The organism is Novilysobacter antarcticus, assembly GCF_019802285.1.
Lineage (GTDB): Bacteria > Pseudomonadota > Gammaproteobacteria > Xanthomonadales > Xanthomonadaceae > Novilysobacter > Novilysobacter antarcticus.
On sequence record NZ_JAIEUJ010000002.1, the window covers coordinates 398957 to 415387 of the forward strand.

Below are 16431 nucleotides of genomic sequence, written 5' to 3' on the forward strand. Positions count from 1 at the left end.
CGCATGTCCGGAACGGACGAGCGCTGCCGCCGGCTATAATTGCCGGTCACCCGCATTGGTCCGCCGCATGACGCCCCCCGTTTCCGAGCTGATCGACCTGCTCTCGCTGGAGCGCCTCGAGGACAACCTGTTCCGCGGCCAGAGCCGCGACATCGGCACCAAGTACGTGTTCGGCGGCCAGGTGCTCGGCCAGGCGCTGTCGGCGGCGCGCGCCACCATGGCAGATCCCCGCGGCGCCCATTCGCTGCACGCCTACTTCCTGCGCGCCGGTGACATCAAGGCGCCGATCGTCTACCAGATCGACCGCACCCGCGACGGCGGCAGCTTCTCGGTTCGCCGGGTGACCGCGATCCAGCATGGCCAAGTGATCTTCTTCATGGCGGCCTCCTTCCAGGCCGAGGAACCCGGGGCCCAGCACCAGTGCTCGATGCCTTCGGTGCCGATGCCCGAGGACATCGAACCCTCGCCCTCGGTTCCCGACAAGGTCATGGCGACGCTGCCCGACAAGATCCAGCGCTGGCTGTCACGCGAGGGTCCGTTCGAATTCCGCCACGTCTATCCGCGTGACGAGCTCAACCCGCCCAAGCGTCCGCCGCAGCAGCAGGTCTGGTTTCGCCTGACCGACCGCGTCGGCGATTCTCCTGACCTGCACCAGGCACTGCTGGCCTACGCCTCCGATTTCCAGCTGTTGGGCACCGCGACCTATCCGCACGGCATCAGCTACTACCAGCCCAACGTGCAGATGGCGTCGCTGGACCACGCGCTGTGGTTCCACCGCCCGTTCCGTGCCGATGACTGGTTGCTGTACTCCATCGACAGCCCCAGCGCGCAGAGCTCGCGTGGCCTGGCGCGCGGCCAGATCTATTCGCGCGAGGGCATCCTGATCGCCAGCACCGCACAGGAAGGCCTGATCCGCGTGGTTCCCGACGCCGACGCTGCGGCCCACGTCCCGGCGCGGAGCTGACCGCGCCACCATGCGCAAGGTATTCAGCAGCCACCGGCTGGAAAACACCGAAGGCGTCGCCGAGCTGCTGCAGCGGGCCGGGATCGAGGTGCGCATCCTCAATGGCCGCTCCTACAAGGGCAACCGCCGCCGCACCTTCAGCTATTCCGACCCTTCCGCCCCGGTGTCGGAAGTCTGGGTGGTGCGTTCCGACGACCAGCGCCTGGCCCGCGAGATCCTCCGCGACGCCGGTCTGATCGACACCACCCGGCCGACCGGGGGCTACACAACGCCGACGTTCCGCAGCGACGCCGAGTTGGCCCAGGCCCGCTCACCGGCGCGGAAACGGCTGCTGCGGGTCAAACTGGGGGTGCTTGCACTGATTGCGGCGGTGGTGGTGGCTGCTGCGATGCACACCCTCAACCAGCCGCCCGCACCGCTACCTGAGGCCCCGCCGCTGGTGGAAGCCCAGCTCGCCTCTCCGCCCTTTGACGGTTCGATCGCCGCGACGCTGGCGCCCGTCGCCCGTGCGGTGTTCGAGAAGACCCTGGCGGATGTCGACACCCCCGTGGCCTGCCTCGGTGTCGACGGTGGCGATGCGCCCATGGCGATGATCGGCACGTTGGCGACATCGCATCCCGATCTGGCATTGGTGCCGGCCACCGCATGCCAGGAGGTCGCCGACGAGGACAAAGGCAGCTTCGAGCGTGCCACCGGGCGACCGGCGACGATAGTCGACGTGCACGTGTTCCGGCCCGCCGGGCAGGAACACGGCACGGTCGAGGTAACCTCGTACCACCACCGCGGCTGGGCCACCTACCAGACGCTCCAGGTCGATCGAGTGGACGAGCGCTGGACGGTGACCCAGGTGATCAAGCGGGTGGAAAGCCGCGGCCTGCTGGGCTTTTAGCCCGGATCAGCGGGCGCGCTTGGGGGTGAGGTCGTCGCGGGTGAGGTAACCATCGCGATCCTCGTCCAGAAACGCGAACATCTTCGCCTTGCCGGGCCAGGCCGCCTCGTATTCGGCGCGACTCAGGCGGCCATCGCCATTGCGGTCGGCTTCCTTGAAGCGCTGGTCGAAGCGCTCGGCCGCCTTGCGCATGAATTCCGCCCGGCGACGCTCACCGTCGGCCTGCAGCTCGCTTCTCACCAGATAGCCGTCCTTGTTGGTGTCGATCTCGGCAAACCGCGTGGCCAGCGGCGAAGCGTCGGCTTCCAGCTTGCTGATCCGGCCATCACCGTCGGTGTCCAGCGCGACATAGCGAGCCATGCCACCATGACCACCCCAATGACCCATGCCGTTGGCGCGGTCGCCAGCATGGCCACCACGGCGCCCACGCTTGCCACGGGTTGGCTGCAACTCGCTGCGCTCCAGCTTGCCGTCGCTGTTGCGGTCCAGGCGGTCGAACATCTCGGCCAAACGGGGGTGCTTGGCCGCTTCGCTGCGATCGATCACGCCATCCTTGTTGGCATCCAGGGTGAGCCAGCGGTCATGGCGCGGGCTCTCGGCACCATCCTTCCCGGTTGCAGCCGGGGGCGCGGCCATAGCGGCGCCGGCCAGCAGCATTGCCACGGCGAGGGCGGACGTGCGGATCATTGGGTGCTTCATGCGGGTTCTCCTGCATCGGTGCCAGTGCGGCACGGTCGCAATGATCAACGTATCGACCGCGCCGCCGTTGACCTGCGGGCCGAACGGCAGATGAACGCCACGGCCACCCCGGACCTGCGCCGTGCACACGCCGACGGACGGAAAGCGGCGCTATGCTGACCGTCATGGGTAGCGACACCGGCCAGGACATCGACGATCTACGGCTGTTCCACACGGCCGAGCATCCCTGCGGGTATTGGCCCCATCGCATCGCCCGCGATCTGGTCATGGACCCGCGCGACCCGCAATTGGCGCGCTGGTATCCACAGGCGCTGCAATGGGGATTCCGCCGGTCCGGCGACATTGTCTACCGTCCGCATTGCCAGGGCTGCCGCGCCTGCGTGGCGGTGCGCATCCCGGTTCTGCGCTTCCGGCCGGACCGCAGCCAACGCCGGTGCCTGGCCCGCAACGCGCAGGTGGTGACGCGGGTGCTCCCGCCCGAACGCACGCCGGAGCAACTCGCGCTCTATCAGCGCTACCTGTCGGCACGCCATCGCGATGGCGGCATGGATGACCACGGACCGAGCGAATTCGACCAGTTCCTGACCGGGCGCTGGAGCAACGGCCGCTTCATCGAATTGCGCGATCCGTCGCCTTCCGGTCCGGGCCGCTTGCTGGCGGTCGCGGTCACCGATGTGGTGCCAGGGGCGCTGTCGGCGGTGTACACGTTCTTCGACCCCAATGAGCCCCGGCGCGGACTGGGTACGCTTGCCGTGCTGCGCCAACTGCGCTGGGCCGCGGAGCAAGGTTATCCGCACCTGTATCTGGGCTACTGGATCAAGGGCCACCCGAAGATGGACTACAAACGGCGCTTCCGCCCGCTGGAAGGCTTCAACGGTCGCAACTGGCGCGACATGGATCCTGGAGACTGCACATGACGCGACCGCGCAACCCCGATGGCTCGATCACTCGCCGCCGAATAGTCCATGGAGTCCGCTCTTTTGCTCTCCTTATGGTGGCGCTGCTGCTCGGCGGATGCGTGCTGGTATCGGTGCACGGAGACCGGCAGGCCTACGAGGAGGCAACTGCGCCGATGACCCACTTCACGCCACTGCTGGTGGCCACCTACAACGTCTCGCTGTACAGCGAGGAGACCGGTGGATTGATCCGCCAGCTCGAGGGTGATGACGCGCAGGCCGGCCAGATCGCCGCGGTTCTGCAGCAGGTGCGTCCGGATATCGTGCTTCTCAACGAGTTCGACTACGACCCCGCCGGGCGTGCCGCTGACCTCTTCCAGCAACGTTATCTGGCGCGGGCGCAACCCGGCGGGGGCGACCCGCTCGCCTATCCGTATCGATACCTTGCGCCGGTCAACACCGGCGTGCCCAGCGGGCTGGACCTGGATCGCAATGGCGAGGTTGGTGGCGACGGCCGCGACCGCGGCAACGATGCCTGGGGCTATGGTCTGCACCCCGGCCAGTACGGCATGCTGGTGCTCTCACGTTATCCCATCGATGCCGCCGCGGTTCGCACCTTCCAGCATCTGAAATGGAGCGCCATGCCCGGGGCGCGCGCGCCGCTGGATCCGGCAACCGGCGCGCCGTGGTACCCACCGCAGGTGTGGTCGCAGCTGCGGCTGTCCTCCAAGTCGCACTGGGACGTTCCAATCACTACGCCGCAGGGGATCGTGCACCTGCTGGCCGCCCACCCCACCCCGCCGGTGTTCGACGGACGGGAGGATCGCAACGGTCGCCGCAATGCCGACGAGATCCGGCTCTGGTCGGAGTACATCAGTCCCACCGGCGACCGGGAATGGCTGTGTGACGATCGCGGACGCTGCGGCGGACTCGCGGCCGATGCCGAATTCGTGGTCGTGGGCGACTACAACGCCGACCCGGTCGACGGCGACGGCGTGCCCGGTGCGATTGCGCAATTGCTCGACCATCCGCGGATCAACGCACGCTTTGTGCCACGCAGTACCGGCGCAGCGCCACGCGCGACCGAACGAGGCATACCGCGCCGCGGTGACCTGACAACCCACACCGGTGACTTCGGCGCGGAAGGCGGCACGCTGCGGCTGGATTACGTGCTTCCCTCGGACGGCCTGCGCGTCACCGACGGCGGCGTGTTCTGGCCTGCGAGCGGCGAGCCGGGCAGCGATATCGCCGACGCCAGCGATCACCATCTGGTGTGGCTGGACCTGGTGCAGGGCGACTGACCGGCAAAAAAGCGCGCGGCTACGCCTGTTTGCCGGCGCCCTTCGCGGCAGGTTTGGATTTCGGCTTCGGCTTCGGCTTCGGCTTTGCCGTCGCGTCCGGCTTTGGCTTGGATGTGGTCTTCGCCCCGGGTCCCGACGAGGCCACCGGCACCACGGCGGCCGCCTGCGCTGCCGGCACCAAGGAGGAGACCGCGATGCGCGGGCCAAATCCGAACGACTCCTCGATCCGCGCCGACACGATCAGCCGGACCATGCTGCCCGGGATCATCACCTCCAGCGCGACGGTGTCGCCGGAAGTGGTCTGACCATCAAGGTCCATCTTGAACATCGCGCCGCCAGTATCGATGGCGCGACACACCAAGTGGGTGCCCGCGGCTCCCTCGCGCAGGAACGGTTTGATCACCTCGCCCAATGCCTCCAGCGCCTGCGGGAAAAAGAACACCGCATAGCCGTTCATGTCCTCCATCCGACCTCCCGTTCTGATTTTGTTCGTGGCTATCGCGCTCACCGTCAGCGCAAAGTGACCTTGAGCTGCGCGGCGGAGCGGCGCGCCTTCGCGCGGGCCTGTTCCACGTCGTCTCCCAGCGCGAGGGTGACCGCCACCCGCCGCTGCCCGTCGACGCGCGGCTTGCCGAACAGACGCAGCTGGGTATCGGACTCGGCGAGGGCCGTATCCACGCCACTGAACTGGGGAATGCCGTGGCCTTGGGCCAACACCGCGCACGACGCCGATGCGGCGCGGGTACGGATCACCGGCACCGGCAGACCAAGAATCGCGCGGGCATGCAGGGCGAACTCGCTCAGATCCTGACCGGCGAGCGTCACCAGCCCGGTGTCGTGCGGTCGCGGCGAGACCTCGCTGAACCACACCTCGTCCCCCTTGACGAAGAACTCCATCCCGAACACGCCCCACCCGCCCAGATCGTCGCTGACCTTGCGCGCGATCGCCTGCGCGCGCTCGAGTGCCAGCGCCGACATCGGCTGCGGTTGCCAACTTTCGCGGTAATCACCCTCCACCTGGGTGTGGCCGATGGGTGCGCAGAAGGTGGTTCCGGCGGCATGGCGCACGGTCAGCAGGGTGATTTCGTAGTCGAAGTCCACGAATCCCTCGACGATCACCCGGCCCGCCCCGGTCCGCCCGCCGGTCTGCGCCACCTCCCAGGCCGGCTCGATGTCGGCCGCGGCGCGCACCAGAGACTGGCCCTTGCCCGATGACGACATGACCGGCTTGATCACGCACGGCAGCCCGATGACGGCGACGGCGGCGCGGTAGTCCTCCAGAGTGTCGACGAACCGGTAGGGCGACGTCGGAACACCCAGTGTCTCCGCGGCGAGCCGGCGGATGCCTTCGCGGTCCATGGTCAGCTGCGCGGCGCGTGCGGTGGGAATGACGCGCGACGCGCGACCTCCGGCGGCGAATTCGCGCTCCAGTTCAACCAGGGTCGCCGTGGCGATCGCCTCCAGCTCCGGGACGATCAGGTCGGGACGCTCGGCGGCCACCACGGCCCGGACCGCGGCGCCGTCCAGCATGTCGATGACGTGGCTGCGATGGGCCACCTGCATTGCCGGCGCATCGGCATAGCGGTCGACGGCAATCACCTCCACGCCAAAGCGCTGCAGCTCGATCGCGACCTCCTTGCCCAACTCGCCCGAGCCCAGCAGCAACACGCGGAACGCGCCCGGCGACAGGGGCGTGCCCAGGGTGACGGTGTCGGCAGTCGGCTCGGGGTTCTCGGTCATGGCGGCGATCAATCCAGTCAGGAAGACACGGCCCGACAGTCTAACTTCGGTGCCAACAATGGGCGCTTCATGCTTACCCCGATGCGGAGCGCGTGCGATCCTTCCCCGATGCCGCTCAACCCGCCCCCCATCCTGCGTTCGCTGCTTCTGATTGGTCTGATTGCTTCCCTGGCGCTGGGCTGCACAGGACGCACGGACGCGGTGGGCGACGCCGACACGCCGGAAGCACGTCTCTCGGGTGTTTTGCTGGACATGCAGATGGACGAGATCAGTGGTCTGGCCGCCTCGCACATCCATCCCGACGTCCTTTGGATGCACGACGACGGCGGCAATCCGGCGCGCCTGTTTGCGGTCAGCTCCAGCGGCCGGCGGCTGGCTACCTTCGGTATCGAGGACGTGGTCAAGACCGACTGGGAGGACATGGACGCGTTCGAGTTCAACGGCAAGCGCTACCTGCTGATCGCCGATACCGGCGACAACGGTGGCCTGCGGCGCACCCTGCAATTGCACGTGGTCGAGGAGCCGACGACCCTGACCAATGCCCGGCTGAAGCCCGCCTGGTCGATCGCCTTCCGTTGGCCCGATGGCGCGCGCGATTGCGAGGCCGTCGCCGTGGACGCCGAGCGCGGCGAGATCCTGCTGATCTCCAAGAAACGCGAGCCCCCGGAGCTGTTCGTCCTGCCGCTGCAACCACCCGACCGAGAGCTGTTGACCGCCACCCGGGTGGGTCATCTGGCAGGCATCCCCGAGCCCGACCCCGAAACCCTGCGCCGCAATCCCAAGCGAGCGCGGCTGGACGGCCAGGTCACCGCCGCTTCGGTATCGCCGGACCGGCGCACGCTGGCCGTAATGACCTACCGCTACCTGCTGCTCTATCCGCGCGGCGCGCAGCAGGATTGGGCCGACGCGGTCGCCGCAACGCCACGCGCCAGCGTGCTGCCTTGGCTTCCCCAGGCCGAGGCGCTGGGCTGGTCCGCCGACGGCAAGAGCCTGTATGCCACGGGCGAATTCATTCCGGCGCCGCTGTACCGCATCACGCCGTGAACCTCCTTCGGCGGTCCCTCGCCGCCGGCTACTGAATGCTGACTGCCCACTGCGGAGCCGGCCTCCTCACGCACTCCCCCACCACAAATCGGGTAGGCAGCCGACACGGAGATGGTTGCGCTTCTGATATCAATTTGATATCACTATTGCAGACCCAATTCCGAGAACCGCCATGAAAGAGAACCCGACCCGCTCGCTGCCCGGCATCCCCGTGGTACTGGTGCTGATCCCCCTGCTGCTCGTCATGGGCTGGCTGGCAATAAATGGCCTGCGCACCCTGCAGCTCTTCCATGTCGGCGTTGCGGCGGTGGTCGCGGCCGGGGCGATCACGATGCTGGTCGGCCTGTACATGGTCGAGCCGAACCAGGCGGCGGTGCTGAGCCTGTTCGGCCGCTACGTGGGCACGGTCAAGGACAGTGGCTTGCGCTGGAACAATCCCTTCTATTCCAAGCGCAAGGTGTCCCTGCGTGTGCGCAACTTCGAGAGCGGCAAGCTCAAGGTCAACGAGTTGGAAGGCAGCCCGATCGAGATCGCCGCGGTGATCGTGTGGGAGGTGGTCGATTCGGCCGAGGCGGTGTTCAACGTCGACGACTACGAGAGTTTCGTCCACATCCAATCCGAGGCCGCGCTGCGCGCGATGGCCACCAGCTATCCCTATGACAGCGATGACAACGGCCTGATCTCGCTGCGCAGCCATCCGGTGGAGATCTCGCACCACCTGCAAGAACAGCTGACCGAGCGCCTCAGCGCGGCCGGCGTCAAAGTGATCGAGGCGCGCATCAGCCACCTCGCCTACGCGCCGGAAATCGCCCAGGCGATGCTGCAGCGCCAGCAGGCCAGCGCGGTGATCGCCGCACGCACCCGGATCGTTGCCGGTGCGGTGGGCATGGTCGAGATGGCCCTGAGCGACCTGCAGAAGAACGGCGTGGTGGAGCTGGACGAGGAGCGCAAGGCATCGATGGTCAGCAACCTGCTGGTGGTGTTGTGCAGCGAGCGCGGTACGCAGCCGGTCGTGAACGCCGGTTCGCTGTACTAGGTCCCGATGGCACAGAAAAAAGGCTACGCACTACGGATCAATGCCGAGATCCTCGCGGCCACGCAGCGCTGGGCGGACGATGAGCTTCGCAGCGTGAACGCCCAGATCGAATATGTCCTGCGCGAGGCACTACGCAAGGCAGGACGGCTCCCCGACAAGTCCAAATCCACGAAAAAGGAGTGAGTGCGATGAGCGATCGCTGGAGCTACAAGGTGTTGGAGCTGAAGCCGAAGCTGTTGGGCGGCTCGGCGAGCGTGCGACTGGAAGACGAACTCAATCGGCTCGGCAAGCTGGGTTGGGAGCTGGTGTCGATGACCCATTCGCATTTTTTGGAGCCCATCCGTTGTGTCCTCAAGAAGGAGAGCTGACATGCACGTCCGATTCCTGCGCGCTGCCATTGCCGTCATGGTCTTCGCCGTTGCACCCGTTGCCGCGGCCAGTGACCCGCCATCGCCCAACCCGGCGGCCGCAGTCGCGCCGGCCGCCAGCGCGCCCGTGGCCATCGCGAACGGCCTGCTCGACCAGCTGGATGCGGGCGATTTCGCCGGCGCCGAAGCCCGCTTTGATGGCCCGATGGCCGCAGCCGTGCCAGCCGCCAAACTGAAGGAGCTGTGGGCTTCCCTGCCGGCCCAGGTGGGCGCTTCCAAGGGACGCGGCGAGGCGACGGTCAGCAACGCGGACGGCTTCCAAGTAGTCGTCATACCGCTGCATTACGAGAAAGCCGAGTTGTTGGCCCAGGTGGCGATCAACGCCAAGGGCGAGATCAGCGGGTTCCTGGTCAAACCGGCACCCGCCCCGCAAGCTGCGGCGCCGGCGGCGGACGCGGCTTTTACCGAGCAGCCATTCAAGGTCGGCACAGCGGAAACCGCCCTTCCGGCGACCTTGGCGCTGCCAAAGGGCACTCCCCCGGCGGCCGGTTGGCCCGCGGTCGTTCTGGTCCACGGCTCCGGACCGCATGACCGCGACGAGACGATCGGCCCCAACCGCCCGTTCCTCGATATCGCCCGGGGACTGGCCGCCCAAGGCATCGCCGTGCTTCGCTACGACAAGCGGACAATGGCGCGGCCGCAGGATTTCAGCGCTGGCGACTACACCGTCGATGACGAAACCACCGACGATGCCGTCGTCGCCGTGGCCGCACTGCGCGGCTCGCGGGACATCGACGCCGCGCGGATCTACGTGCTCGGCCACAGTCAGGGCGCGATGCTTGCGCCACGGATCGCCCGCAGGGTCGCGCAAGCCGGCGAGCCCGTTGCGGGCTTGGTGATGCTGGCCGCCCCCGCCCGCCCGCTGCTCGACATCCTGCCCGAGCAGAACCGGTACCTGTTCCAGGCCGACGGTGACCTGCTCCCCGCCGAGCAGGAGTTCCTGGATGACCTCGACGCGAAGATCGCCCGCGTACGCTCCGGTGCGGATATGGCCGACCGGGATACCCCGCTCGGCCTGCCCGTCGCCTACTGGCGGGACTTCGACGCCATCGATCCGGTTGCCGATGCACTGGCGGTCCCCGTGCCGATGTTGTTGCTGCAAGGTGGTCGTGACTTCCAGGTGGTCGATACCGATTGGCAGCTGTGGCGACGCGCTCTGGCGGGACGATCAAATGCAACGCTCAAGCACTACCCCGCGCTCAACCATCTGGGCATCGCCGGGAGCGGCCCCGGCAGCATGGCCGAGTACCAACAGGCCGGACACGTGGACGCCGCGTTGATCGCCGATATCGCCGCCTGGATCGGCCAACAGCAAGCACAGAAGTAAACCCGTACCGGGCGATCTGCACATTGGCTCCGCTGCCATCCCGGGGATAACCTGAGCGGATGCGCGGACAAATCCCGATCCTGATCAATACCCCCCTCATCAACACGCCCGACATCGAGGTGTGGCCGCACGGTCTGTTGCAGGCCCGCAGCAACCACGATGCCCGCCTGCTGGCACAGTCCCGTCACGTGTTGCGGCGCAAGCGCGATGGCCGTTATCTCGCCGCCGATACCACGACAGGATGGCAGTCATTGCTGCATGGCTGGAAGCGCGAGCCCGGCATCGACATCGCCATGGCGGCACTTTCCGCGCACCGCGCTCCACCGGCAGCCTTCGGATCGCCCGCAGTTGGACTCCCACTGGACCGGCTGCACCGGCTGCTGGACGCACTCGGCATCGACGACGGCTACGGCAGGAATACCGGCCTGCCGCTGGTTGCCGAGCCAGCAGAACTCGCCTTGGCCGGCTTTGACCGTTATGGGCGCGCGTTGTGGCTACGACACGGCGCTGCACTCGCGTGGTTACGCATGCAGTCGGCCGCACTGGGCGACGATGTCGTGCTGGAGGCGATCTCCGGCTACCGCAGCCACGATTACCAGTTCGGCATCTTCCAGCGAAAACTGGCACTTGGGCAGAGCGTCGCCGAAATCCTCAAGATCAACGCGGCGCCCGGCTACAGTGAGCACCACTCAGGCCATGCGTTGGATATCAGCGCACCCGGCGAACCGGCAGCCGAGGAAACCTTCGAGCAGACCGAAGCGTTTGCCTGGCTTAACGCCCACGCCGCCGATCATGGCTTCCACATGAGTTATCCGCGCGACAACACCCACGGCATCGTCTACGAGCCGTGGCACTGGTGCTGGACCACCGGAGTGGACGCCGGCCTTACCGATCGCCGGAGCCACGTCGGCGTCTGACCGAGGCCGCAGCCCAGAGCAGCCAGCCCAGCATCATCAAGCCACCACCTAAGGGTGCCGGTGCGGTCGGCGTGGCGAAGAAGTGCGCGCCGACGAGGCTCCCGGAAAACAGCAGCGTGCCGGTCGCCAGCGACAGCAGCGCGGCCAAGCCGGGCATGCCAACGGCGCGCGGCGCGAGCGCGGTGAGCGCAATCCCGTGGCCGAAGGCAAACCATGCCGCCGACTGCAGGCGCTCCTGGGCGGCCGGGTCCCCGGCATGAACGGCGTAGGCGGCCAAGGCCACCGACGAACCCGCCAACAGCGCGCCGACACAAGAGAGCACGCGCAAAACGGTGGCGGAATCGGAGCCGGACGAATCGCCAGCGCTTTCTGGCTTCATGGCAGTGATCCCCGAGGCAAAAGGAGCGCGACGATAGCAGTCGGCTCGCATACACAAAAAAACGCGCCGCGGGTAGCCGCGGCGCGTTTCCAGACTCAGACGTTACAGGAGCCGATCAACGCAGCATCCAGTACACCCGGAACTCGCCCTTGTCGATGAAGCCGTTCTCGATGCCAGCGTCCCACGCCTCGTACGGGCGGCCGGCGGTCTCCATGCCCTGGGTCAGGACCCAGGCACGCAGCGCGTCACGCACTTTGGGCAGGTTGGCCATGTGGCCACTGAACGGAACCACGGCCACCTGGGCGGATTCCTCGTAGACGTGCTCGACCGGGCCTTCCAGCTTGATCGACAACTTGCCAGCCGGAGCGGGCGCCTGGTCGGCGTCGGCGACCTTGTCCGCTTCGGTCTCCTCGACGCTCGTCGCAGCCGTGTCCTTGGCGTCAGGCTTGGCATCGGCGGCACCGGACTTCTTGCGCACCGGCTGGGCCAGGTCGAAGGAGTAGGTATCGGAGCCAAATTCGTTGGTGATAACCCGCACCGGGCCGTCAGCTTCGAGGTTGTTGGCCTTCATGACCTTCTCGATCCACTGCATGTTGTTCTTCATGGTGCGCTCGACGACGTCGTTGTTGCGCTCCACGGCAGTGCTCACCAACAGCAGGTTGGCGGCCGGACGCTCGACGACGCTCGGAGCCTTGGACGGGTCGTCCTTGCTCAGCTCGGTGTAGTCGAAGTTGGGCACGGCGGCCAGCAGGTTGCTCAGGCGGCCCAGACTCATCTTCATGCTGTCGCCCATCCCGCTGGCGACGTACATGCCGGCGTAACGGCCGAACAGGTTCATGCCGTAATCCACGTCGTAGGTCTGGGTGATGCGCACGTTGCGCTTCACCGAGCCACGGCCGGTGGGCTCCAGCTTGAAGGTGGAGACCTTGTTGGTGCCCGGCTCCTTGTTGGTGATCTCGTAGGTCACGCTCTTGCCGGGAACGCTGTCAACCAGCTTCCAGCTGCCGCTGCCCACCGAACGCTCCTTGGAGCTGAAGTCGAGCTGCGCGCCAGGGCCGGACTTGGGGCCGGAGATCTTGATGTCCATCGCCGGATCACGCAGCGGCAGGACATTCCATTGCTGGAAGCGGGCAAAGCTGTTGAGCGTGTCGTAAACGATCGTCATCTTGCGATTGGTTTCCACCGACTGCTCGATGTGCCGGTGCGAGGGCAGCATGAAACCAACGATGACGAACAGTGCGGCGACGATCGCCAACGAAATCAACACTTCAATCAGACGGGTCATACAGGTTCTCTCCAGGGCCGGACCCGGAACGGGACGAGGGCGCAGACCGGCAATCCTAACAAGGAAACGGCTCCGGCCGCAGCCCGCAGGGATGACTTAATCAGGTCTTTAGGCTTCAGTCACACCAACTGCAGTTCAAATGCCTTCAACACCGCGCGGGTGCGGTCACGCACACCCAGCTTGGACAGGATGTTGGAGACGTGGTTCTTGATAGTGCCCTCGGCCACGCCAAGCGAGTTGGCGATCTCCTTGTTGGAGAAGCCGCCGGCCATCAGGCGCAGGATCTCGGTTTCGCGTTCGGTCAGCGGATCAGGCTTGTCCAGACTGACAAACTCGTTGCGCATGTGCTCCAAGCCCGACAACAGGCGCTGGCTCATCGCCGGCTGCACCAGCGAGCCTCCGCCGGCGACCGTCTGGATCGCCCCGACCAGCTGCTCCAACGAGACGTCCTTGAGCATGTAGCCCTTGGCGCCCGCCTTGATGCCCGCCAGCACCATCTGGTCATCGTCGAAGGTGGTCAGGATGATCGTGGGCGGCAGCTCCCCGGTGCCGGCCAGCGCCTGCAGCGCCTCCAGGCCGGACATCACGGGCATGCGCATGTCCATCAGAACCACGTCCGGGCCGATCCTGGGGATCATCTCCACCGCCTGCCGGCCGTCGCTGGCTTCGGCCACGACCTCAATGCCCTCGGCCAGTGACAGCAACGAGCGCACGCCCTGGCGGACCAGGGTCTGGTCGTCGACAAGCAGGACCCGGATCGGGCCGTCCGCGCGGGTATTCTTCATGTGCCTGTTCCCTGGTTGGTGGCCGCGGCAGATATTGGCAATGCTACCTGCAGCCTGAAGCCGGCCTGGGGCCGGGTGTCGATGTCCAACTCACCGGCGAACTCCGACAGTCGCTCACGCATGCCACGCAATCCGTTGCCGATCACCACCCGGTCGGCGCCGCGACCGTCGTCGCGTGCGTCCATCAGGATACGCCCGCGCTCGCTCCACAGCCGGATCCACAGGTTCTGCGCATTGGCGTGCCGGGCCACATTGGTGATGATTTCCTGCGTGCAGCGCAGCAGGACCTGCGCGCGCTCGGGGTCATCCAGGCTCAGCGGGCGCTCGATGTCCATATGGATTTCCAGGCCGGGCACGTTCTCGGCCAACGGACGCAGGGCGACGCCGACATCGATTGCACCGCCGGTACGCAACTGGCTGACCGCCTCGCGCACGTCCGTCAGCAGCAGACGGGCCAACGTGTGGGCCTGGTTGACGTGCTCCAGCGCCCTGCCCTCGGTCAGGTGGCCTGCGACCTCCAGATTCAGGCTCAACGCGGTGAGGTGGTGGCCGAGCAGGTCGTGCAGCTCGCGGGAAATGCGGGTGCGCTCGTTGACCCGCGCGCTTTCGGCCAGAAGGAGCCGGGTCGCCTGCAGCTCGGCGTTCAACCGGCGCTGCTCTTCGCGTGCCTGCGCCTGTTGCATCGCCACCAGCGCGGTGACGAAGACGAAACTGGAAAAGCCCGCATACAGGAGCGATTGGAGGACGGCGATCAGTGGCGGGAAGTTCCACGGCGCCCCCACGAACACCGGAATAACGGCCATGTTGCTGGCCACCAGCCACGCAACGCCAACGCGCACGGGCAACAACCACGGCAGCAGACCGGCCACCACCATCAACAGCACGCTACCCAGTCCGGTGCCGGAGAAGTAGCTCACTCCGATCGCACATCCGGTCAACACCAGCAACAGGAGGTGATCCACCCAGTTGCGGCGTTGCTGGCCCAGCGACCGGGTGATCCACCAGTACACCCCACCGAAGGTCAGGTAGACCGCCAGCCAGCGCCCGATCACGAGGTTGAACGCCGGATCGTCCGGCCCGCCCTGCTGCAGTGTCGAGGGGTCGAACACGATCGTCACCAGCCAGAAGCCGAGGATCGCCCAGGTAAACAGTCCGGCGTAGCGCAACAGTCGGGTATGGTTAAGGCGTCTCAGCATTCCCGCATGCTACCGGCATCACCCGGCCGACGGGGCCGTCAGAAGTCACGCTAAACAGGGTTTTGAGCGTGTCGACGTCGCGTCCGAACAGTCGCCCGGGTCCCGGCCGCATGCGATAATCGGCCGGCTGAACACTGGCACTGACGCACCAACCTCCTGGAGTATCGGAATGTCGATCGTCGTCCGCGACGTGCAAGAGCACGAACTGGATTCCGTCCTCGCCCTGAACAACGCTGCCGGTCCGGCCATCCTGCCGCTGGACGCCGCGCGGCTGCGCTATTTCTTCGAAACCGCGGAGTATTTCCGCGTCGCCGAGCGCGATGGCACCCTCGCCGGCTTCCTGATCGGCATGGGCAGCCACGCCGATCACGACAGCAGCAACTTCCGCTGGTTCCGCGAGCGTCACCCGAACTTCTTCTATATCGACCGCATCGTCGTGGCCAGCCGCCGCCGTGGCGGTGGCGTGGGACGCGCGTTCTATGCCGATGCGCAGAGCTACGCCGAGCTGCGCTATCCGCACATCGCCTGCGAGGTGTTCCTGGAAGGCACCAATGACCCGGTCCTGCTGTTCCATGGCAGCTTCGGCTTCCGCGAGGTCGGCCAGCACGTGATGCCGGGCACCGGGATCCGCGCGGCGATGCTGATGAAGGAGCTGTGCAGCTACCCGTGGGTCAACGAAACCTACGGACACAACCTGCCCCACGTGCCTTGGGCCGCCGCGCGCGAGTTGCCGGTCCAGCAGCTGTCCGCACGCCCCACCGGTACCGGTCATTGAGTGCGGCATTGGATTACGAGCCGGCGGGTGAGCTGAAGATCGGCCAGGTAGGGATTGCCAACCTGCGCATCCGCAGCCTGGACGTCGAGCGCCTAGCCTCCGAGATGAAGGACCGCGTGCAGCGCGCTCCGAACCTGTTCTCGCGCGCGGCTGTGGTGCTCGACTTCGGCGGGCTGTCGCAGATGCCCGATGCCGCTACCGCGCGCACGCTCATCGATGGCCTGCGCGGGGCCGGCGTGCTGCCCGTCGCCCTGGCTTACGGCACCACGGAAACCGAGCGCCTGGCCGAAGCGTTGCAGCTTCCGCTGCTGGCGAAATTCCGTGCCCAGTACGAGCGCGCCGACGCGGCGGCCACCAGCGCGCCCGAGCCGTCGCCCGCTGCGCGGACGCCGGATCCAACGCCCGCACCAGCACCGCCGCGCGACGACGCCCACGGCCCGGGCTTGCTGCACCTGCCGCTGGTGCGTTCCGGGCAGCAGGTGTACGCCGACAATCGCGACCTGACCATATTGACCGGCGTCGGCGCCGGCGCGGAAGTGATCTCCGACGGCTCGGTGCACATCTACGGACCCTTGCGTGGCCGCGCCCTGGCCGGCGCCAAGGGCAACGAGCACGCGCGCATTTTCTGCCGCGAATTCCATGCCGAGCTGGTCGCCATCGCCGGCCATTACCGGGTTCTGGAAGACATTCCCGCGGAGTTGCGCGGCAGGCCCGTGCAGGTGTGGCTGCACGAAGGCCAGATCCATCTGGCCGCAATGGACGCCGCATGA

Annotated in this window: 19 protein-coding genes; 12 read left to right on the forward strand and 7 right to left on the reverse strand. The window is 66.8% G+C overall.

The annotated features are described in order from the left end of the window. Positions 1-67 precede the first annotated feature (67 nt). Positions 68-964 carry an acyl-CoA thioesterase II gene (tesB, locus tag KZ491_RS06580; protein ID WP_222565052.1) on the forward strand — a complete coding sequence of 299 codons (897 nt, stop codon included), beginning with the start codon at positions 68-70 and terminating at the stop codon, positions 962-964. Between the two features lie 10 nt (positions 965-974). After that, entirely contained in the window at positions 975-1853 is an 879-nt protein-coding gene (locus KZ491_RS06585; RefSeq protein WP_222565053.1) for a hypothetical protein, read from the forward strand. Between the two features lie 6 nt (positions 1854-1859). On the opposite strand, the gene KZ491_RS06590 is transcribed toward KZ491_RS06585, so the two are convergent. Beyond that, positions 1860-2552 carry an EF-hand domain-containing protein gene (locus tag KZ491_RS06590; RefSeq protein WP_246606599.1) on the reverse strand — a complete coding sequence of 231 codons (693 nt, stop codon included), beginning with the start codon at positions 2550-2552 and terminating at the stop codon, positions 1860-1862. A 152-nt stretch (positions 2553-2704) separates the two neighbouring features. Here KZ491_RS06590 and KZ491_RS06595 point away from each other — a divergent pair, with 152 nt between their 5' ends. Both KZ491_RS06595 and KZ491_RS06600 read left to right on the forward strand, forming a co-directional pair. Further along, on the forward strand, positions 2705-3469 hold the full coding sequence (locus KZ491_RS06595) for an arginyltransferase (RefSeq protein ID WP_246606600.1): 765 nt from the start codon (positions 2705-2707) through the stop codon (positions 3467-3469). Further along, complete coding sequence (locus KZ491_RS06600) at positions 3466-4749, forward strand: endonuclease/exonuclease/phosphatase family protein (protein WP_222565054.1); 1284 nt, start codon at positions 3466-3468, stop codon at positions 4747-4749. The genes KZ491_RS06595 and KZ491_RS06600 overlap by 4 nt, the downstream gene beginning before the upstream one ends. 19 nt (positions 4750-4768) lie before the next feature. On the opposite strand, the gene KZ491_RS06605 is transcribed toward KZ491_RS06600, so the two are convergent. Beyond that, positions 4769-5206, reverse strand: coding sequence for a hypothetical protein (locus KZ491_RS06605; RefSeq protein WP_222565055.1), 438 nt, complete (start codon positions 5204-5206; stop codon positions 4769-4771). Between the two features lie 53 nt (positions 5207-5259). Beyond that, positions 5260-6489 (reverse strand): formate-dependent phosphoribosylglycinamide formyltransferase, encoded by a 1230-nt coding sequence (purT, locus tag KZ491_RS06610; RefSeq protein ID WP_222565056.1) that lies wholly within the window; start codon positions 6487-6489, stop codon positions 5260-5262. 108 nt (positions 6490-6597) lie between these two features. Between purT and KZ491_RS06615 the strand changes: the two genes are divergently transcribed. The 6 genes from KZ491_RS06615 to KZ491_RS06640 all read left to right on the forward strand — a co-directional run bounded on the left by KZ491_RS06615 (position 6598) and on the right by KZ491_RS06640 (position 11241). Then, on the forward strand, positions 6598-7533 hold the full coding sequence (locus KZ491_RS06615; RefSeq protein WP_222565057.1) for a hypothetical protein: 936 nt from the start codon (positions 6598-6600) through the stop codon (positions 7531-7533). A gap of 172 nt (positions 7534-7705) precedes the next feature. Then, complete coding sequence (locus tag KZ491_RS06620; RefSeq protein WP_222565058.1) at positions 7706-8569, forward strand: SPFH domain-containing protein; 864 nt, start codon at positions 7706-7708, stop codon at positions 8567-8569. Positions 8570-8575: 6 nt separating this feature from the next. After that, a complete protein-coding gene (locus tag KZ491_RS06625; protein WP_222565059.1) occupies positions 8576-8752 on the forward strand; it encodes a type II toxin-antitoxin system antitoxin in 177 nt (58 codons plus the stop codon). Between the two features lie 5 nt (positions 8753-8757). Continuing rightward, positions 8758-8937 carry a DUF4177 domain-containing protein gene (locus tag KZ491_RS06630; RefSeq protein ID WP_222565060.1) on the forward strand — a complete coding sequence of 60 codons (180 nt, stop codon included), beginning with the start codon at positions 8758-8760 and terminating at the stop codon, positions 8935-8937. 1 nt (position 8938) lies between these two features. Then, complete coding sequence (locus KZ491_RS06635) at positions 8939-10324, forward strand: alpha/beta hydrolase (protein WP_246606603.1); 1386 nt, start codon at positions 8939-8941, stop codon at positions 10322-10324. A 59-nt stretch (positions 10325-10383) separates the two neighbouring features. Beyond that, the gene (locus tag KZ491_RS06640) at positions 10384-11241 is read left to right on the forward strand and encodes a M15 family metallopeptidase (RefSeq protein ID WP_222565061.1); all 858 of its coding nucleotides are present in this window, start codon (positions 10384-10386) and stop codon (positions 11239-11241) included. On the opposite strand, the gene KZ491_RS06645 is transcribed toward KZ491_RS06640, so the two are convergent. The 4 genes from KZ491_RS06645 to KZ491_RS06660 form a co-directional block, all read right to left on the reverse strand. Then, on the reverse strand, positions 11210-11620 hold the full coding sequence (locus KZ491_RS06645; protein ID WP_222565062.1) for a DUF423 domain-containing protein: 411 nt from the start codon (positions 11618-11620) through the stop codon (positions 11210-11212). The two genes, KZ491_RS06640 and KZ491_RS06645, sit on opposite strands and share 32 nt — an antisense overlap. Before the next feature lie 115 nt (positions 11621-11735). Then, positions 11736-12905 (reverse strand): polyketide cyclase, encoded by a 1170-nt coding sequence (locus KZ491_RS06650; RefSeq protein WP_222565063.1) that lies wholly within the window; start codon positions 12903-12905, stop codon positions 11736-11738. A 119-nt stretch (positions 12906-13024) separates the two neighbouring features. Beyond that, positions 13025-13690, reverse strand: coding sequence for a response regulator (locus KZ491_RS06655; protein WP_222565064.1), 666 nt, complete (start codon positions 13688-13690; stop codon positions 13025-13027). Beyond that, positions 13687-14886 carry a sensor histidine kinase gene (locus KZ491_RS06660; protein WP_222565065.1) on the reverse strand — a complete coding sequence of 400 codons (1200 nt, stop codon included), beginning with the start codon at positions 14884-14886 and terminating at the stop codon, positions 13687-13689. Before KZ491_RS06660 ends, KZ491_RS06655 begins: the two co-directional genes overlap by 4 nt. Positions 14887-15055: 169 nt before the next feature. On the opposite strand from KZ491_RS06660, the gene KZ491_RS06665 reads away from it, so the two are divergent. Further along, a complete protein-coding gene (locus tag KZ491_RS06665) occupies positions 15056-15661 on the forward strand; it encodes a GNAT family N-acetyltransferase (protein WP_222565066.1) in 606 nt (201 codons plus the stop codon). Beyond that, entirely contained in the window at positions 15658-16431 is a 774-nt protein-coding gene (gene minC, locus KZ491_RS06670) for a septum site-determining protein MinC (protein WP_222565067.1), read from the forward strand. The genes KZ491_RS06665 and minC overlap by 4 nt, the downstream gene beginning before the upstream one ends.

Excerpts from the sequence above, each read along its gene's own strand:
- tesB (WP_222565052.1), top strand. The coding sequence starts at position 68 with ATGACGCCCCCCGTTTCCGAGCTGATCGACCTGCTCTCGCTGGAGCGC.
- KZ491_RS06585 (WP_222565053.1), top strand. The coding sequence starts at position 975 with ATGCGCAAGGTATTCAGCAGCCACCGGCTGGAAAACACCGAAGGCGTC.
- KZ491_RS06590 (WP_246606599.1), bottom strand. The coding sequence starts at position 2,552 with ATGAAGCACCCAATGATCCGCACGTCCGCCCTCGCCGTGGCAATGCTG.
- KZ491_RS06595 (WP_246606600.1), top strand. The coding sequence starts at position 2,705 with ATGCTGACCGTCATGGGTAGCGACACCGGCCAGGACATCGACGATCTA.
- KZ491_RS06600 (WP_222565054.1), top strand. The coding sequence starts at position 3,466 with ATGACGCGACCGCGCAACCCCGATGGCTCGATCACTCGCCGCCGAATA.
- KZ491_RS06605 (WP_222565055.1), bottom strand. The coding sequence starts at position 5,206 with ATGAACGGCTATGCGGTGTTCTTTTTCCCGCAGGCGCTGGAGGCATTG.
- purT (WP_222565056.1), bottom strand. The coding sequence starts at position 6,489 with ATGACCGAGAACCCCGAGCCGACTGCCGACACCGTCACCCTGGGCACG.
- KZ491_RS06615 (WP_222565057.1), top strand. The coding sequence starts at position 6,598 with ATGCCGCTCAACCCGCCCCCCATCCTGCGTTCGCTGCTTCTGATTGGT.
- KZ491_RS06620 (WP_222565058.1), top strand. The coding sequence starts at position 7,706 with ATGAAAGAGAACCCGACCCGCTCGCTGCCCGGCATCCCCGTGGTACTG.
- KZ491_RS06625 (WP_222565059.1), top strand. The coding sequence starts at position 8,576 with ATGGCACAGAAAAAAGGCTACGCACTACGGATCAATGCCGAGATCCTC.
- KZ491_RS06630 (WP_222565060.1), top strand. The coding sequence starts at position 8,758 with ATGAGCGATCGCTGGAGCTACAAGGTGTTGGAGCTGAAGCCGAAGCTG.
- KZ491_RS06635 (WP_246606603.1), top strand. The coding sequence starts at position 8,939 with ATGCACGTCCGATTCCTGCGCGCTGCCATTGCCGTCATGGTCTTCGCC.
- KZ491_RS06640 (WP_222565061.1), top strand. The coding sequence starts at position 10,384 with ATGCGCGGACAAATCCCGATCCTGATCAATACCCCCCTCATCAACACG.
- KZ491_RS06645 (WP_222565062.1), bottom strand. The coding sequence starts at position 11,620 with ATGAAGCCAGAAAGCGCTGGCGATTCGTCCGGCTCCGATTCCGCCACC.
- KZ491_RS06650 (WP_222565063.1), bottom strand. The coding sequence starts at position 12,905 with ATGACCCGTCTGATTGAAGTGTTGATTTCGTTGGCGATCGTCGCCGCA.
- KZ491_RS06655 (WP_222565064.1), bottom strand. The coding sequence starts at position 13,690 with ATGAAGAATACCCGCGCGGACGGCCCGATCCGGGTCCTGCTTGTCGAC.
- KZ491_RS06660 (WP_222565065.1), bottom strand. The coding sequence starts at position 14,886 with ATGCTGAGACGCCTTAACCATACCCGACTGTTGCGCTACGCCGGACTG.
- KZ491_RS06665 (WP_222565066.1), top strand. The coding sequence starts at position 15,056 with ATGTCGATCGTCGTCCGCGACGTGCAAGAGCACGAACTGGATTCCGTC.